The organism is Stenotrophomonas sp. YJH_SMC_58 (assembly GCF_059369635.1).
The window spans coordinates 12,834-35,907 of record NZ_JCAFSW010000014.1 but is presented as its reverse complement, the minus strand read 5'-3'; the positions used below and the strand labels follow the sequence as shown (position 1 = coordinate 35,907).

General features: G+C 66.5%; 22 protein-coding genes and 6 tRNA genes. 18 read left to right on the top strand and 10 right to left on the bottom strand.

Translation table 11 applies throughout. The annotated features are described in order from the left end of the window. Positions 1-100 precede the first annotated feature (100 nt). Positions 101-607: a hypothetical protein gene (locus AC5P68_RS16360; RefSeq protein WP_005410054.1), complete on the top strand. Its 507-nt coding sequence runs from the start codon at positions 101-103 to the stop codon at positions 605-607. Positions 608-639: 32 nt separating this feature from the next. On the opposite strand, the gene ptsJ is transcribed toward AC5P68_RS16360, so the two are convergent. After that, entirely contained in the window at positions 640-1,926 is a 1,287-nt protein-coding gene (gene ptsJ / locus AC5P68_RS16355) for a MocR-like B6 salvage transcription factor PtsJ (RefSeq protein WP_231522392.1), read from the bottom strand. 76 nt (positions 1,927-2,002) lie between these two features. Here ptsJ and AC5P68_RS16350 point away from each other — a divergent pair, with 76 nt between their 5' ends. The 9 genes from AC5P68_RS16350 to AC5P68_RS16310 all read left to right on the top strand — a co-directional run bounded on the left by AC5P68_RS16350 (position 2,003) and on the right by AC5P68_RS16310 (position 9,882). Next, a complete protein-coding gene (locus tag AC5P68_RS16350; RefSeq protein ID WP_231522393.1) occupies positions 2,003-2,776 on the top strand; it encodes a YggS family pyridoxal phosphate-dependent enzyme in 774 nt (257 codons plus the stop codon). Further along, the gene (locus AC5P68_RS16345; RefSeq protein ID WP_231522394.1) at positions 2,773-3,474 is read left to right on the top strand and encodes a glutamine amidotransferase; all 702 of its coding nucleotides are present in this window, start codon (positions 2,773-2,775) and stop codon (positions 3,472-3,474) included. The genes AC5P68_RS16350 and AC5P68_RS16345 overlap by 4 nt, the downstream gene beginning before the upstream one ends. Further along, complete coding sequence (locus AC5P68_RS16340) at positions 3,471-3,695, top strand: hypothetical protein (protein WP_005410058.1); 225 nt, start codon at positions 3,471-3,473, stop codon at positions 3,693-3,695. The genes AC5P68_RS16345 and AC5P68_RS16340 overlap by 4 nt, the downstream gene beginning before the upstream one ends. 94 nt (positions 3,696-3,789) lie before the next feature. After that, positions 3,790-4,296, top strand: coding sequence for a hypothetical protein (locus AC5P68_RS16335; RefSeq protein WP_033833941.1), 507 nt, complete (start codon positions 3,790-3,792; stop codon positions 4,294-4,296). 124 nt (positions 4,297-4,420) lie between these two features. Beyond that, a complete protein-coding gene (locus tag AC5P68_RS16330) occupies positions 4,421-4,930 on the top strand; it encodes an RNA polymerase sigma factor (protein WP_033833924.1) in 510 nt (169 codons plus the stop codon). Beyond that, positions 4,927-5,853 (top strand): FecR family protein, encoded by a 927-nt coding sequence (locus AC5P68_RS16325; RefSeq protein ID WP_033833925.1) that lies wholly within the window; start codon positions 4,927-4,929, stop codon positions 5,851-5,853. The genes AC5P68_RS16330 and AC5P68_RS16325 overlap by 4 nt, the downstream gene beginning before the upstream one ends. A 64-nt stretch (positions 5,854-5,917) precedes the next feature. Further along, on the top strand, positions 5,918-8,389 hold the full coding sequence (locus AC5P68_RS16320; RefSeq protein WP_231522395.1) for a TonB-dependent receptor: 2,472 nt from the start codon (positions 5,918-5,920) through the stop codon (positions 8,387-8,389). Continuing rightward, complete coding sequence (locus AC5P68_RS16315) at positions 8,376-9,176, top strand: ChaN family lipoprotein (protein WP_033833927.1); 801 nt, start codon at positions 8,376-8,378, stop codon at positions 9,174-9,176. Before AC5P68_RS16320 ends, AC5P68_RS16315 begins: the two co-directional genes overlap by 14 nt. Beyond that, on the top strand, positions 9,169-9,882 hold the full coding sequence (locus AC5P68_RS16310; protein ID WP_033833928.1) for an energy transducer TonB family protein: 714 nt from the start codon (positions 9,169-9,171) through the stop codon (positions 9,880-9,882). Before AC5P68_RS16315 ends, AC5P68_RS16310 begins: the two co-directional genes overlap by 8 nt. Here AC5P68_RS16310 and AC5P68_RS16305 read toward each other — a convergent pair. From AC5P68_RS16305 to AC5P68_RS16270, 8 genes are all read right to left on the bottom strand, one after another. Beyond that, positions 9,879-10,313, bottom strand: coding sequence for a RidA family protein (locus AC5P68_RS16305; protein ID WP_231522396.1), 435 nt, complete (start codon positions 10,311-10,313; stop codon positions 9,879-9,881). The genes AC5P68_RS16310 and AC5P68_RS16305 overlap by 4 nt on opposite strands. Positions 10,314-10,493: 180 nt before the next feature. Beyond that, the gene (locus tag AC5P68_RS16300; RefSeq protein WP_005413800.1) at positions 10,494-11,396 is read right to left on the bottom strand and encodes a cation diffusion facilitator family transporter; all 903 of its coding nucleotides are present in this window, start codon (positions 11,394-11,396) and stop codon (positions 10,494-10,496) included. A 28-nt stretch (positions 11,397-11,424) separates the two neighbouring features. Then, the gene (locus AC5P68_RS16295) at positions 11,425-13,713 is read right to left on the bottom strand and encodes an Orn/Lys/Arg family decarboxylase (protein ID WP_033833929.1); all 2,289 of its coding nucleotides are present in this window, start codon (positions 13,711-13,713) and stop codon (positions 11,425-11,427) included. Between the two features lie 20 nt (positions 13,714-13,733). Further along, positions 13,734-15,086 (bottom strand): arginine/agmatine antiporter, encoded by a 1,353-nt coding sequence (gene adiC / locus AC5P68_RS16290; RefSeq protein ID WP_005410068.1) that lies wholly within the window; start codon positions 15,084-15,086, stop codon positions 13,734-13,736. 76 nt (positions 15,087-15,162) lie between these two features. Further along, positions 15,163-16,596 (bottom strand): DcaP family trimeric outer membrane transporter, encoded by a 1,434-nt coding sequence (locus AC5P68_RS16285; protein ID WP_231522397.1) that lies wholly within the window; start codon positions 16,594-16,596, stop codon positions 15,163-15,165. 512 nt (positions 16,597-17,108) lie between these two features. Then, a complete protein-coding gene (gene dsbG / locus AC5P68_RS16280; protein ID WP_033833931.1) occupies positions 17,109-17,951 on the bottom strand; it encodes a thiol:disulfide interchange protein DsbG in 843 nt (280 codons plus the stop codon). 30 nt (positions 17,952-17,981) lie between these two features. Further along, complete coding sequence (locus tag AC5P68_RS16275; protein WP_033833932.1) at positions 17,982-18,785, bottom strand: TlpA disulfide reductase family protein; 804 nt, start codon at positions 18,783-18,785, stop codon at positions 17,982-17,984. Between the two features lie 80 nt (positions 18,786-18,865). Next, entirely contained in the window at positions 18,866-19,933 is a 1,068-nt protein-coding gene (locus AC5P68_RS16270; RefSeq protein ID WP_495217108.1) for a GlxA family transcriptional regulator, read from the bottom strand. A gap of 187 nt (positions 19,934-20,120) precedes the next feature. Between AC5P68_RS16270 and AC5P68_RS16265 the strand changes: the two genes are divergently transcribed. From AC5P68_RS16265 to AC5P68_RS16235, 7 genes are all read left to right on the top strand, one after another. Next, complete coding sequence (locus tag AC5P68_RS16265) at positions 20,121-20,531, top strand: heavy metal-responsive transcriptional regulator (protein WP_033833933.1); 411 nt, start codon at positions 20,121-20,123, stop codon at positions 20,529-20,531. Positions 20,532-20,620: 89 nt separating this feature from the next. After that, positions 20,621-20,696 (top strand) — tRNA-Ala (locus AC5P68_RS16260). A 54-nt stretch (positions 20,697-20,750) separates the two neighbouring features. Next, positions 20,751-20,826 (top strand) — tRNA-Glu (locus AC5P68_RS16255). A gap of 185 nt (positions 20,827-21,011) precedes the next feature. Next, positions 21,012-21,087: transfer RNA gene (locus tag AC5P68_RS16250), tRNA-Ala, on the top strand. Between the two features lie 49 nt (positions 21,088-21,136). Continuing rightward, positions 21,137-21,212 (top strand) — tRNA-Glu (locus AC5P68_RS16245). Positions 21,213-21,257: 45 nt separating this feature from the next. Beyond that, positions 21,258-21,333 (top strand) — tRNA-Ala (locus AC5P68_RS16240). 47 nt (positions 21,334-21,380) lie between these two features. Continuing rightward, a tRNA-Glu gene (locus AC5P68_RS16235) sits at positions 21,381-21,456 on the top strand. 165 nt (positions 21,457-21,621) lie between these two features. On the opposite strand, the gene AC5P68_RS16230 is transcribed toward AC5P68_RS16235, so the two are convergent. Beyond that, complete coding sequence (locus AC5P68_RS16230) at positions 21,622-22,038, bottom strand: GNAT family N-acetyltransferase (RefSeq protein WP_005410074.1); 417 nt, start codon at positions 22,036-22,038, stop codon at positions 21,622-21,624. Positions 22,039-22,115: 77 nt separating this feature from the next. Here AC5P68_RS16230 and AC5P68_RS16225 point away from each other — a divergent pair, with 77 nt between their 5' ends. Then, positions 22,116-23,072 (top strand): SOS response-associated peptidase family protein, encoded by a 957-nt coding sequence (locus tag AC5P68_RS16225; RefSeq protein WP_033833934.1) that lies wholly within the window; start codon positions 22,116-22,118, stop codon positions 23,070-23,072. Positions 23,073-23,074: the final 2 nt, after the last annotated feature.

Below are 23,074 nucleotides of genomic sequence, written 5' to 3'. Positions count from 1 at the left end.
AATCTCCGTGATCTGATCGAACAGCAGTCGACTGACAGTCGACTCTACCCATCGCCTTTTGCATCCGCTATCGTCGGCACATCCAAGGAAGGACCACCCGATGCCCCGTGCGCTGCTGCTGACCACCCTGGTGGTCTCCACCCTCGCCCTGCTTGTTTCCGGCTGGACCGCCTGGAACCTGCATCGCAGCCAATCGCCACAGCGCATCATCGAAGCACGCGGCCTGGTCATCCACGATGCAAGCGGCCAGCCGCGGGTGATCCTCGGCGCACCGGTCCCCGACCCGCTCAGCCAGGGCCGCACCCAGGGGCCGCGCGCCACCGCCCTGTCTGGCCTGATCCTGCTTGGCCCCGACGGTTCCGAGCGTGGTGGTTATGGCACCAGCGACCGCGGCGGCGAAGCCCTGCTCACCCTCGACGATGCCACCGGCACTACCGAAGTATTCAAGGTCGTCGCCAATCCGGACCGCGGCGCCAGCCTGATGGTCAAGCACCAGAACAACACCGGCGCCATGCTCACCTCCTGGCAGGGCAAGCCGGAGCTGATGTTCGTCGATGACAGCGGCCAGTCCTACTACGTGCGCCCTGGCGCCAACGCCGCGCCCTGATCGGCTTCTGTAGCGTCGAGCCATGCTCGACGCTACACCCCACACACGGCCGCCAGGTCATCGGCCAGCTGCCGCAGCTGCGTCGTCCCCAGCGCCGCACAGGTGATGCGCAGGCCATGTCCCGGCGCCGCCACCGCGAACACTTCGCCCGCCCGCACATGCCATCCGCGCGAAGCCAGTGCCAGCACCTGAGGATGGCTGTCAGCCGACAACGGCAGCCACAGGTTCAATCCCTCCATTGGCAGCGGCGTCGGCATGCTACGCGCGCGCAGCAACTCCTGCAGCGACTGCAGGCGCTGCCGGTAACGCTCACCTGCCGAGGCGATCTTCGCCCGCTGCGTTGCCGACGCCAGCACCGACGTCGCCGCATCCTGCAGCAGATGACTGACCCAGCCGGTGCCGGACGCCAATCGCAGCCGCAACCGCATCGCGGTTTCTTCATCGCAGGCCAACCAGGCCAGGCGCAGGTCGGGGCCGAGCGGTTTGGACAACGAACGCAACAGCGCCCAGCGCCGGCCATCCAGCGGCAGTACCGAGTGGTAGGCCTGCTGCGAAAGCAGCGCGTAATGATCGTCGACCAGCACCGCCACCTGCGGGTAGGCCGCCAGCAGCTGGCGCAACGCCCGTGCCCGCTTCGCATCCAGGCTGGCCCCGGTCGGGTTGTGCGCACGCGGGGTCAGCAGCACCGCGCGTGCACCGGCCTCCAGCGCCTGCCGAAGTGATTCGACCTGCATGCCATGCGCGTCCACCGCCACCGGCAACGGCGCGTGGCCCACGGCATTGAGCACATTGAGGCTGCCGAGGAAGCACGGATCCTCCACCGCGATGCGATCCCCCGGCAGCAGCCAGGCCGCCAGCAGGCGTTCAATGCCATCGACCGCGCCATGGGTCAGCTCCAGCGCATAACCCGCCGGGCAGTCCGCATCCAGCGAGGCGCGCGCCAGCGCCTGCAACCTCGGGTCGACCGTACCCACGCCATACAGCCGCGGTGCGGCCGGGGCCAGGCGCAGGTTCGGCAGCAGGCGCGGATCCGGATTGCCACCGGCCAGGTCCTGCAGCGCCAGCCCGGGCGTACTGCCCTCGCGCGCCAGCGGCGGCGGCAGGCCACGCACCACCGTGCCGCGGCGGCCCGCCGTGCTGGCCAGGCCCGCCGCATCCAGGCGCTTGTAGGCAGCGGCCACGGTGTTGCGGTTCACGCCCAGCTGCTCGGCCAGTTCACGCACCGGCGGCAGCACGCTGCCGGCCGGCAGGCGGCCCTCGCCGATGCCCTCACGGATGCTGTCGAAGATCGACTCGGCACTGTGCCCGGTGATTTTCATTTTGTCCTATGCCAAAATATCTATTGTCCTGTGCCAGTGTATCCCACCCTGGCCGCCCTGCATTGGAGGTGCCCGCATGCCCCTTGCCGCCGCCGACTGGCCCGTCGCCCAGTCCGTTGAACAGATCGCCGCCAACCTGGTCACGGTGCGCCAACGCATCGCCGATGCCTGCGCCCGCGTCGGCCGGGACCCGGCCAGCGTACGCCTGCTGCCGGTCAGCAAGACCGTCGATGAAGCCCGCATCCGCATGGCGGTGGCCGCAGGCTGCCACGAACTTGGCGAGAACAAGGTGCAGGAGGCACAACGCAAGGCCGAAGCGATGGCCGACCTGGTCGTGCACTGGTCGGTGATCGGCCATCTGCAGACCAACAAGGCGCGCTACGTGGCGCGCTTTGCCAGCGAGTTCCAGGCGCTGGACAGCCTGCGCGTAGCCGAGGCCCTGCAGCAGCGCCTGCAACTGGAAGAGCGCACCCTGGATGTGTTCGTGCAGGTCAACACCTCGGCCGAACCCAGCAAGTACGGACTGGAACCCGACGCGGTCGAGGCCTTCGTGCAACAGCTGCCAGCCTTCGATCGCCTGCGCGTGCGCGGCCTGATGACCCTGGCCATCTTCACCCCCGACGTCGAGCGCGTGCGCGCCTGCTTCGTGCGCCTGCGCGAACTGCGCGATCAGCTGCAGCGCACTGCACCTCCCGGCATCGACCTGTCGCAGCTGTCGATGGGCATGTCCGGTGATTTCGAAGTAGCCATCGAGGAAGGTGCCACCGTGGTCCGCGTCGGCCAGGCCATTTTCGGCGCCCGCGCCACCCCGGACAGCTTCTACTGGCCGAACAGCGGAGCCCCGGCATGAAGCACGCGGTTGTCCTGCAGCACGTTGCCTTTGAAGACCTCGGCACCCTGCAGCCACTGCTGTTGGCGCAAGGCTGGCAGCTGCAGCCGCTGCAGGCCGGCGTCGATGCGCTCGATGACGCCGAAACCGCCGACCTGCTGGTCGTGCTGGGCGGTCCAATCAGTGCCAATGACACAGGGACCTACCCCTTCGTCAACGACAGCATTGCCCTGCTGCAGCGCCGGCTGCAGCGGCAGCGGCCGACCCTGGGCATCTGCCTGGGTGCACAGCTGATGGCGCGGGCACTCGGTGCCAGTGTCGCTCCCAGTGGTGGCAAGGAAATCGGCTTTGCGCCACTGCTGCTGACCGATGAAGGCCAGCGTTCTCCGCTGCAGTCCCTGCAGGGCATTCCGGTACTGCATTGGCATGGTGAGGCGTTCGAACTTCCGGCCGGTGCACGCCGCCTGGCCAGCACGCCGGCCTGCCGTCACCAGGCCTTCGCCATCGGCAGCCACGCACTGGCCCTGCAATGCCATCCGGAACTGGACGCCCGCCAGTTCGAGCGCTGGCTGATCGGCCACACGCTGGAGCTGGCCCAGGCCGGCATCGATCCCAACGACCTGCGCGCCCAGGCCCGTCGCTATGGCGCACCGCTGGCAGCGGCCGCCACCGCGATGTTCGACCATTGGCTGCAGGACCTGCCGGAGACACCGCAATGAACTACCGATTGCAGATCCACCGCGATGGCGCCCACTGGGGCCACTTCGACTGCAGCGGCCCCGATGCCCTGCAACGCATGGACGCCATTGCCGCACAGCTGCCTGCCGATCAGGGCTTCCAGCTGAAACGGCAGAAAGGTGTCGGCGAAGAGCGCATCCTGTCCAGCAATGCCGATGGCCTGCGGGTACTGGCTTCGCAGATCCAGTACCGCGACATCTGACCCGATGGTGGTGCCGGCTGCTGGCCGGCACCCGGATCTGCCGGCCAGCGGCCGGCACTACCGCGGCTGTTCGCCCGCGTGCGAAGCTTCACGCATGTTGACCCTGCAACGCGGCAACCACCACGGACTGCTCATCGCCCCGCGCTGGCCCTCCACCCGCATCCAACTGGAAGAAGAGGTACTGCAACGCCTGCTCGACGCGCAGGCGATGCTGCCTGCCGGGTTGCGCCTGCTGCTCACCCGTGGCTTCGAACCCGGCCACAGCCGTCTCGGTGGCTTCCGCCGCGCGGTACGACGGCTCGGCATCGCAGCATTCCGCACCTGCTACCCGCAACGCCGCGATGAGATCGATGCCATTTTCGGTGCCAACGGCCACGACATCGATGGCCGTCATGTCGATGTCTCACTGGTACTGCACGGCAAGCGGCTGCGGCTGCTGCCCCTGGGCGTGTTCACCCCACTGCGCTGGCAGGATCGTCGCGTTGCCCGTCATTCCGAAGCCGTCGTGCAGGTGAAGCGCAGCCTGCAGCAGTGCGGCTTCGAGCTGCATCACAACGCCACCGAAGCCCTGCAGATCCACTGCGACTATCGTCCGCGCTGACGCCGCGGTGACCCATGCGTGCCGTGCCTCGCGCCATGGATGCAAATGATTCTCTTTTGCTGTAAGGTGCAGCCGCTGCCCTTGCCGCCGCGGGCTGTTCCCTTTCCCAGTTGTCGCCCGCCCCGTGTCCACGCCTGTCGAACCGACGGATGTCGCGCAGCTGTGCGCGGCCCATTACCGGCCGCTGCACGCCCATGTCCGCCGCAAACTCCCGCAACGCAGCGACGCCGATGACGTCGTCCAGGAAACCTGGCTGCGTGTCGTCAAAGTCGCCGCCAGCGGCCTGCTGAGCAACGGCCGCGCCTATCTGTACCGCGTCGCCCACAACCTGATCGCGGATCACTACCGGCAGCGCCAGCGCCGTCGCGAAGAGGTACTGGATGACACGCAGTTGCAGGCCATTGCCGATCCTGCACCACTGCCCGAGCAGCGACTGCTCGACGCCGAACAGCTGCGCCACCTCGACGCGATCATCGCCGCGCTGCCACCGCGCTCGCGCCAGGTGTTCCTGCTGGCGCGGGTTGAACAATTGGCGCTGGCTGAGATCGGGCGCCAGCTCGGCATCAGCCGGCAGACCGCGCACGGCCATCTGCTGCGCGCCCTCGTCGCCCTCCAGCAGGTGCCCGGCGCATGAGCCAGGACGCGATCGCGCGTGAAGCCGCACGCTGGTGGCTGGACGGGCACGACGGTGACCGCGACGAGAACGCGTTCGACCAGTGGTACCAGGCCGACCCTCGCCATGCCGCGCAGTACCAGTATCTGCAGCACCTGTGGCAGGCAGGCGCGACGCTGCCCAGCCTGCAGCGGCAACAGCAGCGCAGGCAACGCCGTCGCCTGCGCGAAGCCGGCATTGCGGTTCTGTTGCTGTGTGCGCTGGGTCTCTACAGCCGCCATGCCTCGCCGCCGCTGGCGCAGGTACTGCGTACGGCCGCTGGCGAGATCCGCGAGGAGACCCTTCCGGATGGTTCGCATGTCCTGCTGTCACCCGGCAGCGAAGTGAAGGTGCGCATCGATGGGCAGCGCCGCCAGCTCCAGTTGCAGCGTGGCCAGGCCTGGTTCCAGGTCGCCGCCGATGCCGACCGGCCCTTCCAGGTGCACACCCCGCAGGGCACCGTCACTGCACTGGGGACCGCATTCGATCTTGCCGTGCAGGGCAACAGCAGCGTGGTCACCGTTACCGAGCATCGCGTGCGCGTGGACAGCGGCAACGCCAGCATGCTGGCCAACGACGGCGAGCAGCTGCGCTTCGATGGGCAGTCAACAGCCGATGCAACAACCATCGCCCCCGGAACACTGGCCTGGCGCGAGCGGCGCCTGCACTGGGTCTCGGCCCCGCTGGCCGACGTCACGCAGGGCCTGGACCGCTGGCACGGCGGGCACACGTGGGTCATCGGCGAGCAGCTGCGCCAGCAGCCGGTCACCCTGCTTGGCAGTACCGACGGCGCAGCCAGCAACCGCGACCAGTTGGCCACTCAGTTGCAGGTGCGCGTGCTGCGCCTCGGCGACGGCATACAGGTGTGGCTGCCGCCACGCAGGGAACGGCGTGATGGACCCTGACATCCGGCCTGCGGCTGCGTCTACCCGGGATGACGACGCTCTGCGTCAGCCCCTGGAGCCCCCGATGCTGTGCCCCCGCCCCCTTGTCCTCGCCCTGTCGCTGGCCTGCGCCAGCACCGTTCCACTGCTGCCAAACAGCGCCCACGCGCAGGCCGCCACTCGAAGCTACGATCTGCCCGCCCAGCCACTGGCGGCCGCGCTGGACGCCTACAGCCGGCTGACCGGTGTCGATCTGGTGATCGGCGCGGCGCTGCCCCCAGGTCATTCGGCGCCTGCGCTGCGCGGTGACTTCGACGATGCGCAGGCCCTGACGCGCCTGCTGGCAGGCAGCGGCCTGCGCCCGCGCTTCGTGGATGCGCGTCGTGCCGCCCTGGAACCGGCGCCGGCCGAACGCGCCGATGGCAGCCGCCGCACCGGCCCGCTGCGGGTGCAGGGTACTACCGCACACGGCCAGGCACCGGGTGCCGGTGCCAGCCAGTATGTACCAGCCACCCGCGATGGCTTTGCGCCTTCGATCGGCAGCGAGCGCGTGGCGATGCCCGAACGCCAGGAAGGCAACAGCCTGCTGCGCTCGATGCCTGGCACCCACAGCTTCCATTCGCGCAGCCAGCCGGGCCTGCAGGTCAACATCCGCGGCATGACCGGTGCTGGCCGGGTCAACACCATGATCGACGGTGTCACCCAGACCTTCCGCAACAATGCCGGGCATGGCTCGGGTGGTCCGTTCGCCTATGTCGATCCTTTCCTGCTGGCCGGCGTGGACGTGCAACGCGGTGCGGTCGCCGGTGGTGATGGTGCGGGTACGCTGGCCGGCAGTGCCAACTTCCGCACGCTGGATATCGACGATCTGCTCGGTGAGGGCCGTGACTGGGGCCTGCGTGCAGGCTATCGCCACGGCAACAACGGCTACGGCAGCGGCCGTACCTTCGCCGGTGCCTGGCGCCACGGTGAAGAGGGTGGCGACCGCCAGTTCGGCCTGCTGGCCGCTGCCAGCAGCAGCCGCAGCAGCGAATACGCGACCGCGCGTGGGCAGAAGAACAACGCCGACCCGGGCAGCCAGCAGCCCAGCAGCTGGCTGTTGAAAGCACGCCTGCAGCCCAGCGACCAGCACCGGCTGGACCTGAGCCACATGCGTTACGAAAACGACTTCTACCACAACTATCCGTGGCAGATTTCCGCGCGCAACCAGCGCGCCAACTACCACTACACGCCCTATTCGCCGTGGATCGACCTGCGTGCAACCTTCGCCGGCAACAAGACCCGGCTGTTCTATCCGCCAGTGGAGGATTCCAGCTACATCGGTCGCCGCACCCACAGCAACCTGAGCAGCTGGACCGTTGACAACACCAGCCGCTTCGACATCGGGGCACTGCAGGCGCGCTGGAACACCGGCATCAAGCACCAGTCGGACATCTATGTGGCCGATACCCCCGTCCTGCGCGGTGCCAACCCGCAAGGTCGCAGCCAGCTGGACAGCTTGTTCAGCACGCTGGAGCTGCAGTACGGCATCTACGCGCTGACCGCCGGCCTGCGCCAGGACCGCTTCGGCATCCGTGGCCACATCCCGGTGTGCTCGGATGTGCCCGGCCAGTGCGCGGAGATCAACGGTGGCGGCATCGACGTGCGCCGTACCCAGCGCGCCCTCAGCCCCAGCCTGGCGGTATCGTGGCAGGCCACCGACTGGCTGCAGTTGTTCGCAGAAGCCTCGCGTACTTCCCGCCCGCCGCGGGTGCAGGAGATGTTCTTCGAGAAGATCCCGCTGGAAGGCATGAGCGATGCCGATGGCGTGGGCGCCAACCCGTTCCTGCGCCGCGAGCGCTCGCGCAACCTGCAGGTCGGTGCCAACCTCAGCACCGACTCGCTGCTGGTCGACGGTGACCTGGCACAGCTGCGGATCACCCGCTTCGACAACCGCATCCGCGACTACATCAAGCCGCAGTACCTGCTGATCGTGCATCCGCCGGAAGTGGAACCGTTCGTGGTGCCGATCGACAGCGATCCGCAGCTCACTGCCTGGACCGATGCGCTGGACGTGGACGACTTCAGCACCACCACGCGCTGGATGAACCACCCCGGCGTGGTGCGCATGCGCGGTATCGAACTGGAAGCGCATTACGCCAGCGAGCACTACCACGCCACGCTGAGCTGGACCCGCTCGCACACCAGTGCGCCGGCCATCGAGTTCGTCAACCTGGAAGACATCACCGCCCTGCCCGACCGCTACTGGACGCTGGACGTGGGCGGCCGCTGGTGGCAGCAGCGCGTGCAGGCCGGCCTGCGCGCCGAGTACTCCGGGCCGACCGAGGAAGGCTACGACTTCTTCCAGACCCGCAAGACCGGCGGCACCGACGTGCTGCTCGACTTCTACGCCAGCTTCAAGCCCCAGGCCAACACCACGCTGTGGCTGAACATCGAAAACCTGCAGAACAAGGCCTATGACAACAATGCCTCGATCGACAGCATCTTCAGCCCGATCCTGGACCGCGGCAACGGCCGTGGCCGTACCGTCTCGATGGGCGTCAATGTGGCGTTCTAGCCGTCGCTGGCTGCCCGTATGCCTGCTCGCGCTGGCGACCGTGGCCAGCGCGCAGCCGATGCCTGGCTCAGTGATCGACCTGGCCAACGGCCGGCACCTGGACGAAGCCGCGTTCGTGGCGTATGCGGCGGACGCCCAGAGGCTGATGCTGGGTGAGCGCCATGACCTCGCCGGAGACCACGCCGCCCAGCGCTGGCTGCTGCAGGCGCTGCAGCGGCGGCGCCCGCAGGGTTCGCTGGTGCTGGAAATGATCGCCAGCGAGCGCCAGCCACGCCTGCAGCGGGTGCAGCGCTGGCTGGCCAAGGGCAACCAGGCCGAAGGTGCACGCCTGCAGGAACTGCTGGACTGGGATACGCGTTGGCCGTGGGCCGCGTATGGCGGGCTGGTACAGGATGCTGCCGATGCAGGCACGCCGCTGTTCGGCGGCAACCTGTCGCGTGCCGAGGTCAACGCGCTGCTCGCGTCCACCAAGGGCGTACGGTTCCCGGTGGCCGCTGCCCGCCAGCGCCTGTCGGCGGTGGTGCTGGCCCAGCACGCAGACGCAGCACCGATGCTGGAAGGGATGCTGGCCGTGCAACAGGCCCGCGACACACGCATGGCACAGGTGCTGCTCGATGCGCCCGCGCCGGCGCTGCTGGTAGCGGGGCGCTGGCATGTACTGCGCGGTACCGGGGTACCGGGCTACCTGTCACCGGCTACGCCTGCGCTGGTGATCGCATTGGCTTCGCCGGGTGAAACCGTGGATGCGGCGGATGCCGATCTGCTGTGGGTGCTGGACGATGAGTGAGCGCGGCCAACACTGGCAGGCGATCGCGATCACCGCCGTCCTGCACCTGCTGCCCCTGCTGCTGTTGGTGCACTGGGTGGCAGCGCCGCCGATGCTGCCGCCGCCGGAGCAGGACGTGCGCATCAGCCTGCGCCTGCTGGCGCCGGCCACGCCGCCACAGCCCGTAGAGGAGCGCCAGGCCGACACCCCCAGCCAGGCGCAGCAGGCGCGCGCATCGCAACCGGCAAAGTCGCCGCCGCCACCGAAACCCACCGCCGCGCGCGAGGGCGAGTTGGCCGCCAGCGAAACGGGCGGGACGGGTCGAACGCCGCTGCCGGTCGCCACGCCGGCGGCCGCGACCGATGCCAGTCCCGCACCGGCATCGATCACGGCCGCTCCGCCCGCTCCAGACGCGCCACCGGCGGACTTCCAGGCCGGCGCCGCCAGCGACCAGTGGGAAGCCCGCCTGATGGCGCGGCTGGAGCGTTACCGCTATTACCCTGCCGCCGCACGCTCGCGCCGGCAGCAGGGCACTGCCTGGGTCAGGGCCAGCATCGACCGCGAAGGCCGCCTGCTGGCTCTGCGGCTGGAACAGTCCAGTGGCCAGCCGATGCTCGATGACGCTGCGCTGCAGACCTTCCGTCGCGCGCAGCCACTACCGCCCATTCCCGATCAACTGAAGGCACCACAGGAACTGGTGGTGCCGGTGGAGTACTACCTGCGCTAGGCGGCGTAGGCCTCCGCCTCGATCTCGAACAGCATGCCGTCCAGCGCCAGTCGCGGCACCGGGATCAGCGTGCAGGTGGGCGCCGCACGGTTCGGCCAGCGTCGCCGTACCTGGTGGGCAATGATGCCCAGCCGGTCCTCATCGTGGCCGACCACCAGGATGCGCAACCGCGCCACATCAACCAGGCTTGCCTGCGCCGAGCGCAGCGCGGTCTGCAGGTTGTCCAGCGCCTGCCCGACCTGGTCTTCGAAGCTGGGCGAGAGACGGCCCTGCGCATCTTCACCGCCCTGCCCGGCCACGTGGATCACCCGTGCCGGCAGGCGCACCACCGCCACGTGTGAGTAGCCGTTGGCCGAAGGATCGTAGAGGCCCGGTGGATTGAACAGCTCCAGCAGGCCATGGCGGAAGTCCGGTGTGGTCAGCAGGTTCATGCCGCGCGCTTCGTGGGGGTTGCCGGCAGTCTGTGACCTCAACCCCGGTTGAGGTCAAACGGATCCGGTGCAACAGACCGGTCTGCCACGCGCAACGATCACGCGATCCCGTGGAATCGAGCCTGCTCGACTTCCGCTGACGAAAAGCAGTCGAGCAATCTCGACTCTACAGAAGCGTGGTCACGTCCACGCCGGGTCTGCGGTGAAATCGATGGTCAACCAGAACGTGCTGCCCCGAGCATCCAGCCTGACCGCGATCTCGTCACGCATCGCATCGACCTCGCCCACCGAGCCCAAGGGCGTAGCCGGATCGGCCAGCACATGGATCTCGATGAAGCGCATCCGCCCCATCTTCGCCACGTGGCTGGTGAAACCGGCATAGCCACGCTCGGCCACGAATGCCTGCATGACCTGCTGCACGCGCCGGTCCAGATCATCCGGCGCCACCTGGAGTACTTCGCGCATGGCCTTCCACGCACTGCGCGCCGGTACCGGCAGTACCGCCAGGCTGATCAATGCCAGCACGATCGAATCCAGGTACGGCACCCAGTGGTGCCACTCACCGCCATGCAGGACCAGGGCCAGTACGAAGGCCAGCACTACCGCCAGGCTCATCAACCCACCCAGCAGCCAGCCTCGTACATCCAGCCACAACAGCGCCGAGCGCAGGCGCCGCGCCCGCTGGGCGACGAACGCCGCCATCGCCAGGTTGCTGGCACTCAGCAGCGCCGCCCACCACAGCGCGGGCCCGAATTTCACCTCGTGTCCGCCCGTGGTCAAACCGATCACCGCGTTGGCCAGCGCATACACGCAGGCCAGCGACAGGATCACACCGCCCAGCGCCTCGACCATCGGCTCCAGGTGCCAGTAGCCGTACTGGAAGCGCGGGCTCTGTTCCCGCGCCACCAGCCGCAGCACCGACAACGACACCAGGGTCAGGGCAACGTCGACCAGGCTGTACACACCGTCGAACAGGATGGCCTGCGATCCCACCAGCAGGCCACCGCTGAAGCCGACCACGCTGACCGCGATGGTGACCCCGATCGAGAACTTCAGGATGCGTTGCTCGCGCGCGGTATCCATCGTTCGCCGAAGGGCCGACCGTCGCCGGTCAGGCCTTCAGTACCTCCACCTTGTACGAGGTCACATCGCCGTCGTTCTCGATGATGAGCCCGTGCACGTCCGACTCGAAGCCCGGGAAGCGGGCATTCTGCTCACGGGCGATGCGCAGCGACTGGATGATCGGCTCATCGCTGTCGCCAAAGCGCTCGCCCGGCATGATGGTCGGAATGCCCGGCGGGTACGGCACCAGCATGGTCGCGGCGATGCGACCACTGACCTGCTCGATGTCGACCCGCTCGATCTCGCCCTTCACCAGGTGGTTGTAGGCATCGGCCGGGGTCATCACCGGGGTTGGCAGATCCACGTACATCTCGCGCATCACCTTGGCCACCGCGAACTCCTGGTTGAACGCATGCAGCGCGTCGCACAGGTCACGCAGGCCCCAACCGGCGTAGGCATTCGGATAGTCGGCGGCCAGCGTCGGCAGTGCCTGGCTGAGCGGCGCATTGCGGTCGTACAGTTCCTTGAACGCCATCAGTTCGGTGACAAGGGTGCTCCACTTGCCCTTGGTGATGCCCATTGAGAACAGGAACAGCACCGAGTACAGGTTGGTCTTCTCCACGGTGATGCCGCGGCCCCACAGGAACTTGCTCAGCACCGCCGCCGGAATGCCCAGCTTGCCCATGCTGCCGTCCATCGCCAGGCCCGGGGTCAGCAGGGTCACCTTGATCGGGTCGATCAGAACATAGTCATCCACCAGGTTCTCGAAGCCGTGCCAGTGCGCATCCGGCTGCAGGTACCACTCCTCGCGCTTGGCCACCATCGGTGCCGGCGTATCGCCCTTGTCCAGGCTGCGCTCGACCTGGGTCGGCTGCCACACGCTGAACCACCAGTCGTCGCGCCCCAGGTCATCGCGGACGTGCAGCATCGCGCGGCGGAACGCGATCGCCTCGTCGTGCATTTCCTGTACCAGCGAACGGCCGGCATCGCCTTCCATCATCTTCGAGGCCACATCACAGGCCGCGATCACCCCGTAATGCGGGCTGGTCGAGGTGTGCATCATGAACGACTCGTTGAAGCGCTCGGCATCCAGGTCGCGCTGCGCCGAGTTGCGCACGTGGATCATCGAGGCCTGCGAGAACGCGGCCAGCAGCTTGTGCGTGGAATGCGTGGTGAAGATGATCGCATCCTGCTCGCGCGGCTTGCCCTTGGCCATGCCGTAGTGGTTCTCGTAGAACGGATGGAACGCAGCGTAGGCGTACCAGGCTTCGTCGAAATGCAGGAAGTCCACCGCGCTGCCGATCTCGTCGGCGATCTTCTCGGCGTTGTAGCACAGGCCATCGTAGGTGGAGTTGGTCACCACTGCGATGCGCGGCTTGGAGCCGGCCTTGTAGGCCTTGCTGGCCAGCGGGTTGGCGGCGATACGCTGCTGCAGCGACTCGGGCGTGAACTGGTCCAGGCTGATCGGGCCGATGATGCCATGCGCGTTGCGGCTGGGGGTGAAATACACCGGCACCGCGCCGGTCATGATCAGCGCGTGCAGCAGCGACTTGTGGCAGTTGCGGTCGACGAACACCACGTCGCCGCGGGCCACTGTGCCGTGCCAGACGATCTTGTTGGCGGTGGAAGTGCCGTTGGTGACGAAGAAGGTATGGTCGGCACCGAAGTTGCGTGCGGCCTCGTTCTCGGCGTCCTTGATCGGACCAGTATGGTCAAGCAGCGAACCCAGTTCCGGCACCGAGATCGACAGATCGCTGCGCAGCGTGTTCTCGCCATAGAACTGATGGAACGCGCGGCCGACCGGCGATTTGGTGAACGCCACGCCGCCCGCATGGCCAGGCGTATGCCAGGAATAGTTCGACTCGGCCGCGTGATGGATCAGCGCCTTGAAGAACGGCGGCAGCAGGTTCTTCATGTAGTCTTCGGCCGCGCGCATCACCTGCCGCGAGATGAAGCTCTTGGTGTCTTCGAACAGGAAGATGAAGCCGTGAATGTACTTGAGCAGCTTGCTCGGCACCTTCTCGATGGTGCGGCGCTCGCCGTACAGGAACACCGGGAGGTTGGCGCGGCGCGCGCTCTGCTCGCGCAGGAAGGCGGTCAGGCGCTGGAACTCGCCATCCACCTCTTCGCTGCCATCGATCGAGATCAGCACCGCCGACGCCGCCACGTAGGTGCGGGCACCGGCACGGGCATCATCCAGGTTCAGGCCGCACAGCACGCGCTGGTCGTTGCTGCGCAGCTCTTCCACCAGGGCGCGGATCAGGATGCCGCCGATGCGCGGCGACTCGTAGTCGTTGTCGATGACAATGACCGGGTAGTCCAGGGACTTGAAGTACACGTTGATTCTCCTTGTCTAACTCAGGAACGCTGGGCGCCGGCGCTGATCGCCGAGGCCTCGCGGGCGCGCTGCCGCTGCTGGCGGCGCTCCTCGCTGAAGAAGGGATAGAACACGGTGATGAACAGCACGAACAGGAACGCGTACTGCACGATGGTTCCCGACGAGCCGTAGATCGCCCACAGGCAGTAAACGACGGTCAGGCTGGTCAGGGTCCAGAACGCACCGGTGTGGACCAGGGTGTGCGAGCGCTCGACCACGAAGTAGCAGGCCACGCACGAGTAGATGTAGGGCAGCAGGGTCAGCACCACCGCCGCCGATGTGATCACGTCGAACTGTGCCGACGCGGTTTCCGAGGTGGAAGTGACCAGCACCGCCAGGGTCATCAGCACGGCCACGATCAGCACACCCTTGACCGGCACGTCGTCCTTGTTGGTCTTGCTGAAGATGCTCGGGAACAGGCCGTCATCGGAGGCCGCCTTGGCGCTCTGCGCGGTCAGCAGGATCCAGCCGCCCAGCGAACCGGCAGCGCCGATGAAGGCACACAGGCTGACCAGCGCACCGCCCCAGCCACCGACGGCCTTGGCGGCAGCCAGTGCGAACGGCGCATCGGAGGTCTGCAGTTCGCCATTGGGCACCATGCCCATGATCACCGAGGAGCTGGCGATATAGGCGATGGCAGCCAGGAACACGCCGGCCAGGGTGGCACGGGCCACGTTCTTTTCCGGGTTCTCGACCACACCAGCGGTGACCGAGGCCGACTCGACACCAATGAAGGCCCACAGCGTCAGTGCCGCGGCGCTGGAGATCGCGCCGAAGTTGGATTCACCCGACACATTGTAGGCGCCCTTGAAGATGTCGGCATCGAAGAAGAACCAGCCGAAGATGGCGATGCCCAGGATCGGCACCAGCGCAAAACTGGTGGTGACGGTCTGCACCCGGCTGACGAACGCCGGACCGATCACGTTGGCGAAACTCAGCGCCCATACCAGGATCAGCACCGCGATGCAGCGCACCAGCGGCTCGGACAGGATCGGGAAGAAGTAGCTGAAATAGCCCACCGCGGCGATCGGAATGGCGACGTTGCCGATCCAGTTGGCGAACCAGTAGATGGTGTTGGTCTGGAAGCCCATGTACGGCCCGAACCAGTCGCGCGCATAGGCGTACGGGCCGCCCGCCTTCGGTGCCAGCTTGCCCAGCTTGGCGAACACGAAGGCCAGCAACAGCGCACCGGCGGTGGTGATCAACCAGCCCCAGATCGAGGCGGTACCGATCTTGGCCAAGCTCGATGGCAACAGGAACACGCCTGAGCCCATCATGTTGCCGGCGACGAGGAAGGTGGCTCCGACCACCCCGATTTTCTTTGCTTCTGCCATGACGATCTCCGGTACTGGCATGAGCCCGGCAGCACCGGGCGTGGGGACGGTTGCGCTGGCGTACGACCGCTGGCGCCTATTTGATGAAGTTGTATTGCAGGCTGCCCTGCACCCGGACCGTGTCGCCGCGCGCGCCGCCCTGCTGTTCCAGGCGGCCGTACAGCACCTCCATGCCCATCGTCCACGACGGCGCGGGGCTCCAGATCAGGTTGAATACGCCGTACCGGCTCTGCCGGAAGGCATCGGCCGCCAGTGCGGCGTTCCGCTCCAGGGTCAGCTGGCCGAAGATCAGGTTCGATCGCCACAACTCGGACCAGTAGTGGGTATAGCCGACGAAGCCGCCGTGCAGGTCCAACACGTCGAGGCGGCCATCGGCACCGACCACCGCGTCCAGCCCGGAGCCGGTCAGGTCGGCGGTATAGCGGCTGAGGCCGCGTCCTCCCAGCGCACCGAACAGCAGCAGGTCGCGCTCGCCCACCGAGGCCGAGCCACTCAGCTGCAGGCCGCCGGCCATTCGCCGGTCGCGCTCGCCATCGCCGTCATAGGCCAGGCTGCGCGCCACCGCGCCCACCTGCAGGTGGCCCCAGTCGCGCTCCATGCGCGCGGTCACGGTTACGTCCGGCAGACGGTTCACCGCAGCCCGCTCATCACTGGCACCGGCAAGTTCAGTCTTCGGGTCTTCGGCCGCCACGGTCAGCGTGTTGCCCTTGCCCATCGTGAAGCTGTGGTGGATGCCGGCCACCAGCAGATAGCCGGCGCCGCCCGGCCCGGCGAAGTCCAGCGTGTCGGGCAGGCTGTCCGGGTCCATGAAGCTGGAGTAGCCATAGCCGGCATAGGTATTGCCGAGCTGTCCATACGCATGCCGCAGGCGGAACTCGTAGCCATCGCTGCTGCCGAAGAAGTCGTTCTCCAGATAGAAGCGCAGGTTGCCGTGCGTGGTTGGACGCCGCGCCTCGAAGCTGAAGCGGGTCTGCTTGGCGTGGATGTTGAAGTTGGAGACATCGCGGTGGCTGCCGCCCACCGGCATCGACGAGGGAATGAACTGATCCTCGTCGCCGGCCGCGCGCGAATCGGCGATGGCATCCAGCTTGGCGTAACCGCCGATGCGGATCACCGTATCAGTGCCGGGTATGGCAAAGAACCCCTTCAGATCCGGATCGGTCGGGCCCGCCGCACTGTCCGGTCGCGATGCCGCAGTGGACGGATCAGCGACCGAATCGCGCTGCGGCAGTACCGGCTGCGCCACACCCGGCACCTGGGTGCGATGGATCACGTCGGCAGGGGCGGCAGAGGCCATCGGCGCCATTGCAGGCGCGGCTGTTGCCTGCACAGGCGCAGCATCGCGCTGCTCAAGCCGGTCCAGCCGTTGCTGCATGCGTTCCAGCGCCTGGCGCATGGCGGCCATCTCGCTCCGCAATGCCTGCGCATCCTCTGCATCACCCTGTTGAGCGTACGCCGGCGTGATCGCCAGTGCCCCCAGGCATGCCAGACTCAGTACGGCCAAACGCATTGCATCCTCCCCTGACGAACACTCGCATCACGGTTCCGGAGCGCATTCATGCGCCGCCCTGGCTTCGCGTTGCCGTTGCTGGAAATGCGGGTACTGCGTCGACGACATCGGCCAGCCTGCGCACGGCAGGCAACAGGACGATGACACTGCCCCGCCTGCATCCATGTCGACTCCATCAAGGCCGCGCTGCCAGAGAGGTGGCGACCGCAGCGGTCTGGGTAACAAGCACAGAGTGAGAGTGTCGTGAATGGCTGTGCCGGCCGACCCTGATCAGGGCGTGGCGAGCGCGGCATCCATCGCGCATTGACGCTGTATTCCATGCGTCAAAGGCTAGTCCGTTTGTCGCTTTTGGCCTTGATTGGAATCAAGGCACGATGCTTGATCTCAGTCACGATTCAGACGTGACGACGAACAGACAATGCGCAAGCGGTTGTGTTCGCCTGGGGCAGGAACGCAACAGGCCCGCATGTCACCATGCGGGCCTGTGGTCTACATCATCATGCAGGCGTGGATCAGCGCGGACCAAGCACCGTCTGCAGGTCGTCGCCCTGCGGCAATCCGGCCCGGCGCTGCACCTGGCCCTGTGCATCCTGGAACAGGATGCCCGGGGTGCCCTGGAACCCCATTTCCAGCATCAACACCTGGTTGGCGTCGAGCTTGCCGGCGATCTCGCGGCTGATGTTCGGCAGCGCTTTGATACCGCCACGGTCGAACTGGTGTTCGTTCTCCAGCAGCGCCGCGCTCGGATCACGTGCGGAGAGGATGGCTGCGGCCTTGGCCGGACTGTCCTCGCGGATCACACCCACCATGATGTGGCGCAGCTGTACCTTGCCGGCGTCGACCCACGGACGGGCCGCCTCCCAGAACTTGTGGCAATACGGGCAGTTGGCATCGCTGAAGGTATAGACCACGCGGGGCGCGTCGGCCTTGCCATCACGTACCCAGGCGCTGGCTTCGAGCTTGGTCCACATTTTGACCGACATCGGTGCGGCAACCAGCTTCTCGACCGCTTCGGCAGCCACATCATTACCTTCGGCATCGAACAGGCTGCCCACCAGTACGTGCTTGCCATCGGCCGTGACATAGGCCGCTGCAGGCTGCTGCCCTCCCACCACGCCAGCAAAACCGCGCAGGCCGTCCGGCGCATCGAACTCGGCAACGACCTCGAAGCCGTGCTTCTCGATGCCCTTCAGCACCGCTGGACGGTCGCCCTTGGCGGCAGATGCCGGAGCAGTCGTCGCCGACGCCGTAGCGGCCTTGCCCGGCGGCGTCTGTGCCTGGCTGCAGGCGGCCAATGCCAGCATGACCGGCAGCAGGAGCACCGCCGGGGCGGTGCGCAGGGAAATCGACAACATGGGAACTCCGTAGTGAGATGCCTGCGCAGGCTACCGCAGCCGGCGCAGTTTGTGTTCAAGGCCGGCCGCAGTCAGTTCGCCCAGGTGCAGTTCACGCAGGCGCCCATCGGCGTCGAAAAAGAGCGTGGAAGGATATGCCTGAACGCCGAGCACGGTGGAAGCAGCAGCGTCATCATCCAGCAGCACGTTGCCCAGCATCAGTCGTTCGCCGGCCAGGAAACCCTGGACCTCATCCAGGGTTTCGCCCTGGTTGAGGAATACGAACTGCACGTCATCATGTGCCTGTTGTGCCGTCGCCAGCACCGGCATCTCACGGCGGCAGGGCCCGCACCATGTGGCCCACAGATTCAGCACCAGCGGCTTGCCGCGGAACTGCTGCAGATCGATACGATCGCCTTGAAGGTCCGCCACCTGCAGCGCCGGCAACGGCATCTGCCGCTCCTGCCATGCCGACAGCAACTGGCCACCAGCGACCCAGAACAACGCACCCACCAGTGCGCTCGTCAGCACCGGTGCACGCAACTGACGCCACGGCCGCAGACGCCATAATCCCCACGACAGCCCGGCCACCAGCACCACCATCAGGTGATAGCCACCATCGGTGACCTGCAGAATGCTCCAGGGCTCCGAACGATAGAGCGCGAAATTCAGCACAACAAAACTGACACGACCACACAGCAGGCCGACCAGCAGCATGTCCAGCACCATGCCTGCTGCCGACGGCAGCGGCATTCCCACTGCCCTGCGCGGCCAAAGACGGGCAACGATCATGGCCAGCAATGTGCACATCAGGATCAACACCACCGGCATCGGTACCGGTCCAACACTCGACATCAGCCCACCTGTTCAAGTTCCACTGCCTGCATGGTCAAAGCGTCACGCCCAGGTTGCAAGCGCTCGCCCGCCACCCATGGTCAGGCCGCACTCCGCCCCAACTGCATTCCGGGGGACGCCTGCAGGCCGCGCAGACTTCCGGCCACCGACGGCATCAACGGTCGCTCCCGCCGCTTGCAGTTGACGTGGCGGCGATAGTTGGCCGGTGTCATGCCTACGATGCGGAGGAACAGACGCCGGAACGCGCTCTGATCAGCGTAGCCCACCCCCCAGGCCACCTCCTCGATGCCTGCGCCCTGCTGCAGCAGGGTCTGCGCCTTGGCAATGCGCAGCCGTTGGCAGTATTCGATCGGCCGCAGACCGGTCGCCCGGAGGAAGCGCCGCTGCAGGGTGCGCGGTTCCAATCCGGAAACCTCGCAGATTGCGGCCAGAGTGGCTCCTCGTGCCGCAGTGGTATGCAGCCAGCGCTGGGCCTTCAGTACATCGCGGTCACCGTGGGCGAAGTTGGCACTGAAACGCTCAAGATCCTGCTGGATTCCTGCGGGCACGACGATCCCGAGCTGTTGCGCGACCGCGCTCGCCACGCCCTGCCCGTGCAGCCGGTACAGCAAACGCAACCCGAGGAAACGCCAGGCCTGCGATCCGCCAACCGTCAGCAGATCGCCATCGTCGACCAGCGCCCGCTCACTGGGCACCCAGCTCACCGCCTGCGCCTGCAGCCCAGGATGTCGCCCCAGATCGGGGCCGCTGACCGTTCTTTCGGCCAGCAGTCCCGCACGGGCCAGTACACCGACCCCGTCGCTGGCAGCAGCCAGCAGGCTGCCCCCGTCGTAATGGGCCCGCAACCAGTCCAGCAGGACCTCTTCGGCGCGCAGACAGGCTCCGGGGCTGATCTGGCCGGGAACCGCGATCACCGCGGGAATGGCGGCGTCGAGCATTTCAGCACCCGCGATGCGGTGTACGCCGGTCTGGCTGGCGGGAACGATCCAGCGGGTGACAAGCACACGCTTGAAGGGTCGGCGCTGCTGTTGGGCCAGGCGGTTGGCGACGTGGGCCATTTCGGCCAGCACAGAGGCGGCGGAGGGGTCCCCTCCCGGATATTCGACCACCGCAACCTCTACGAATGCTTCGTTCCTGACTCCCTCCACAGACCACCTCCTCGGTTCGTTGCAGGCCATCGAACGGCCGGTTCAGGCGAAGGGTAGGAACAGGCCCATCTGCGGGGCTATGAAGAAAGTTGCAAAGTGGGCTGAATGCGCGCACCGAGCTGAAGCCTTGACTCTCGACCAGACTCCAGGCTTCACAATGGCCGGCAGGATCCGCAGGAAAGCTGCCATGAACATTGGACAACTGGCCCGTCAGGCGGGCGTGCCGATCGATACGGTCCGCTATTACGAACGGCAGCAGCTGCTGCCGACGGCGGCGCGCTCGGCCGGGGGTTACCGCATCTTCGGCGAGCCGGATCTGCGCCGGCTGCGCTTCATCCGCCGCGCCAAGGCACTGGGCTTCAGCCTGGAGGAAATCGGAGAGCTGCTCGCGCTCAGTGATCACCACCAGCAGGACATGGGCAGCGTGCGTGACACCGCGCAGGCCCGCCTGCAGGACATCGCACAACGGTTGGCCGAACTGCAGCGCATGCACATCGCGCTGTCGCAGCTGGTCGACGCCTGCCCCGGCCATGGCGCGCTGGACCAGTGCCCGATCCTGGCCGCTCTGACCGACGACACCACGGCCGCAGGCGACTGACATCGGCTTCGCAACACGCGTGAAGAAAAGTGCAACAAATGCTTGCCAACCCCCTGGGGCAAGGCTATTATTTCGCTCCTCAGCGACGTGGGGCCATAGCTCAGCTGGGAGAGCGCCTGCATGGCATGCAGGAGGTCAGCGGTTCGATCCCGCTTGGCTCCACCAATCTTTCGGCATTAGGCCGTCGAAAGGTCGCTAAAGAACATTGATGAGAATTGCGTCCCCATCGTCTAGAGGCCTAGGACATCACCCTTTCACGGTGGCGACCGGGGTTCGAATCCCCGTGGGGACGCCACTCATCACGAACAACGAGGACCCGGCCGATAACCGGGTCTTTTTTGTTCACCGCCTACCGGCATTCAGGGTGTGGCGTTGCGGTTCCCCTGCCCTCGTGGCTGCGGTTGAACCGGAACGAAAAAAGTTCAAAAAAAGACTTCCACAAACGTGAACACGCAGGTATGATAGGCGGCTCGGTAACACGGGGCCATAGCTCAGCTGGGAGAGCGCCTGCATGGCATGCAGGAGGTCAGCGGTTCGATCCCGCTTGGCTCCACCACTTTCGACATTAGGCCGTCGAAGGTTCTACAACTTGAAGTTTTTCGTGCGTCCCCATCGTCTAGAGGCCTAGGACATCACCCTTTCACGGTGGCGACCGGGGTTCGAATCCCCGTGGGGACGCCAGTTTCAAAACGGACTCTGCTCCCGGCAGATCATCCGGAGTTTCATGGGGCCATAGCTCAGCTGGGAGAGCGCCTGCATGGCATGCAGGAGGTCAGCGGTTCGATCCCGCTTGGCTCCACCACTTCGACATTAGGCCGTCGAAGGATCTACAACTTGAAGTTTTCGTGCGTCCCCATCGTCTAGAGGCCTAGGACATCACCCTTTCACGGTGGCGACCGGGGTTCGAATCCCCGTGGGGACGCCAATTCTTGAAAACCCTGGCTTCGGCCGGGGTTTTTCTTTGCCTGAGATTCCCGTGAAAGCCCTGTCCACGCATGGCGTGGATCTACTGCAGAGCCGGGATGGATCCGGCGGCCGGTTGGCCCAGTAGATCCATGCCACGCATGGATGGCCTCAGCCTGAACACACCTCAGAACCGGCGATACATCCCGATCGATGCAGGTGCGGTGGGTGCGAAACCAAACTGCGCGTACAACCGGTGCGCTTCACCATCGGCCAGAAGGCTGACGTATGCAGACGGCGGCAGGTTCGCCTGCATCCAGCCATCCAGGCGACGCATCACTTCCTTGCCCAGGCCCTGCCCCTGCAGGCGCGGCAGCACCGCGATATCACAGACCTGCAGGTGGCACCCACCATCGCCGACGATGCGGCCCATCGCTACCAGCTCATTGCCCTGGTAGGCGCACACGCCATACAGGGTATTGGGCAGCGCGCGTGCCGCCGCCTCCTGGCTCTTGGCACTGAGGCCCGCCAGCACACGCAGCTGGCAATAGTCTTCGACCGTGGGGACAGCCTCGCGGAACTGGCAGCTGACAGAATCATTCATGCGGTATCTCCCTGTAGGTCGGGCTATCCTGCCGCATCCACGTCGCAACGACTGCGACCCAGGCCTGCAGAGTTCCCATGTGCTATTCCGCCCTGATCCGCGCTGACTACGCCAAGCTGGTCCGCGAGTTCGGTGCCATCCTGTCGCTGGAGGAGTTCGCCGAACTGTACGCGCACGATCCCGGCAAGAAGCGGCCGAAAACCCCCAAGGCCATGGACGACGGCTTTGCCGGCGCGCGCACCGAACAGGGTCGCGACATCGTCGCGAAGATCCAGCAGTGGCATGCGCAGGAACGCCAGGCTCTGGAGGCGGAGCTGGCCCGCCAACGCGAGCGCCGCGATATCGCCCACGCGACGCTCGCCACCCGCCCCACCCAGAAGGCACGCAACGACCTGCGCGTGGCCGGCAACCGCATCGAGCGCGCCCAGGCCCGGCTTGAGGACCTGCACCGGGTACAACTACTGCCGCGCGACAACCGCATTTTTCCCGGCACCTACGCGCCGGTGATGGTCAGCGAGAGCGGCCGACGGGTGATCAAGCCGATGCGCTACCAATGCCGGCTGCCGGACAAGCCGGCACGCAACGACGTGCTCTACCCCGGCACCTACAACGCACGACGCGACAGCCTGGAAGGCTATTGGCGCGGCGCGTTCGGCCTTCGCCACGGCGTTGTCGTGGTGCAGGCGTTCTATGAGCACGTACCACGCCACGCGATCGCAGGGCGCGCGCTTGGCGCCAGTGAAAAGGAACAGGATGTGGTGCTGGAGTTTCGCCCGGACCCGCCCCGCGACCTGCTTCTGGCCTGCCTTTGGGCGGAATGGGAGGGACCGGAAGGACGCCTGCTCTCATTCGCCACGATCACCGACACCCCGCCACGCGATGTCGCCGCGGCAGGTCACGATCGCGGCGTGATACCGATCCGCAGGGAGCATCTCGATGCGTGGCTCAACCCCGATCCGGACAACCTGGCCGGGCAGTACAGCATCCTCGACGACCGCGAGGACATCCGTTACCTGTACGAGGAGGCCGGCTGAAG

Coding starts and splice junctions, on each gene's coding strand:
- AC5P68_RS16360 (WP_005410054.1), top strand. CDS start 101: ATGCCCCGTGCGCTGCTGCTGACCACCCTGGTGGTCTCCACCCTCGCC.
- ptsJ (WP_231522392.1), bottom strand. CDS start 1,926: ATGAAAATCACCGGGCACAGTGCCGAGTCGATCTTCGACAGCATCCGT.
- AC5P68_RS16350 (WP_231522393.1), top strand. CDS start 2,003: ATGCCCCTTGCCGCCGCCGACTGGCCCGTCGCCCAGTCCGTTGAACAG.
- AC5P68_RS16345 (WP_231522394.1), top strand. CDS start 2,773: ATGAAGCACGCGGTTGTCCTGCAGCACGTTGCCTTTGAAGACCTCGGC.
- AC5P68_RS16340 (WP_005410058.1), top strand. CDS start 3,471: ATGAACTACCGATTGCAGATCCACCGCGATGGCGCCCACTGGGGCCAC.
- AC5P68_RS16335 (WP_033833941.1), top strand. CDS start 3,790: ATGTTGACCCTGCAACGCGGCAACCACCACGGACTGCTCATCGCCCCG.
- AC5P68_RS16325 (WP_033833925.1), top strand. CDS start 4,927: ATGAGCCAGGACGCGATCGCGCGTGAAGCCGCACGCTGGTGGCTGGAC.
- AC5P68_RS16320 (WP_231522395.1), top strand. CDS start 5,918: ATGCTGTGCCCCCGCCCCCTTGTCCTCGCCCTGTCGCTGGCCTGCGCC.
- AC5P68_RS16315 (WP_033833927.1), top strand. CDS start 8,376: ATGTGGCGTTCTAGCCGTCGCTGGCTGCCCGTATGCCTGCTCGCGCTG.
- AC5P68_RS16310 (WP_033833928.1), top strand. CDS start 9,169: ATGAGTGAGCGCGGCCAACACTGGCAGGCGATCGCGATCACCGCCGTC.
- AC5P68_RS16305 (WP_231522396.1), bottom strand. CDS start 10,313: ATGAACCTGCTGACCACACCGGACTTCCGCCATGGCCTGCTGGAGCTG.
- AC5P68_RS16300 (WP_005413800.1), bottom strand. CDS start 11,396: ATGGATACCGCGCGCGAGCAACGCATCCTGAAGTTCTCGATCGGGGTC.
- adiC (WP_005410068.1), bottom strand. CDS start 15,086: ATGGCAGAAGCAAAGAAAATCGGGGTGGTCGGAGCCACCTTCCTCGTC.
- AC5P68_RS16285 (WP_231522397.1), bottom strand. CDS start 16,596: ATGCGTTTGGCCGTACTGAGTCTGGCATGCCTGGGGGCACTGGCGATC.
- dsbG (WP_033833931.1), bottom strand. CDS start 17,951: ATGTTGTCGATTTCCCTGCGCACCGCCCCGGCGGTGCTCCTGCTGCCG.
- AC5P68_RS16275 (WP_033833932.1), bottom strand. CDS start 18,785: ATGTCGAGTGTTGGACCGGTACCGATGCCGGTGGTGTTGATCCTGATG.
- AC5P68_RS16265 (WP_033833933.1), top strand. CDS start 20,121: ATGAACATTGGACAACTGGCCCGTCAGGCGGGCGTGCCGATCGATACG.
- AC5P68_RS16230 (WP_005410074.1), bottom strand. CDS start 22,038: ATGAATGATTCTGTCAGCTGCCAGTTCCGCGAGGCTGTCCCCACGGTC.
- AC5P68_RS16225 (WP_033833934.1), top strand. CDS start 22,116: ATGTGCTATTCCGCCCTGATCCGCGCTGACTACGCCAAGCTGGTCCGC.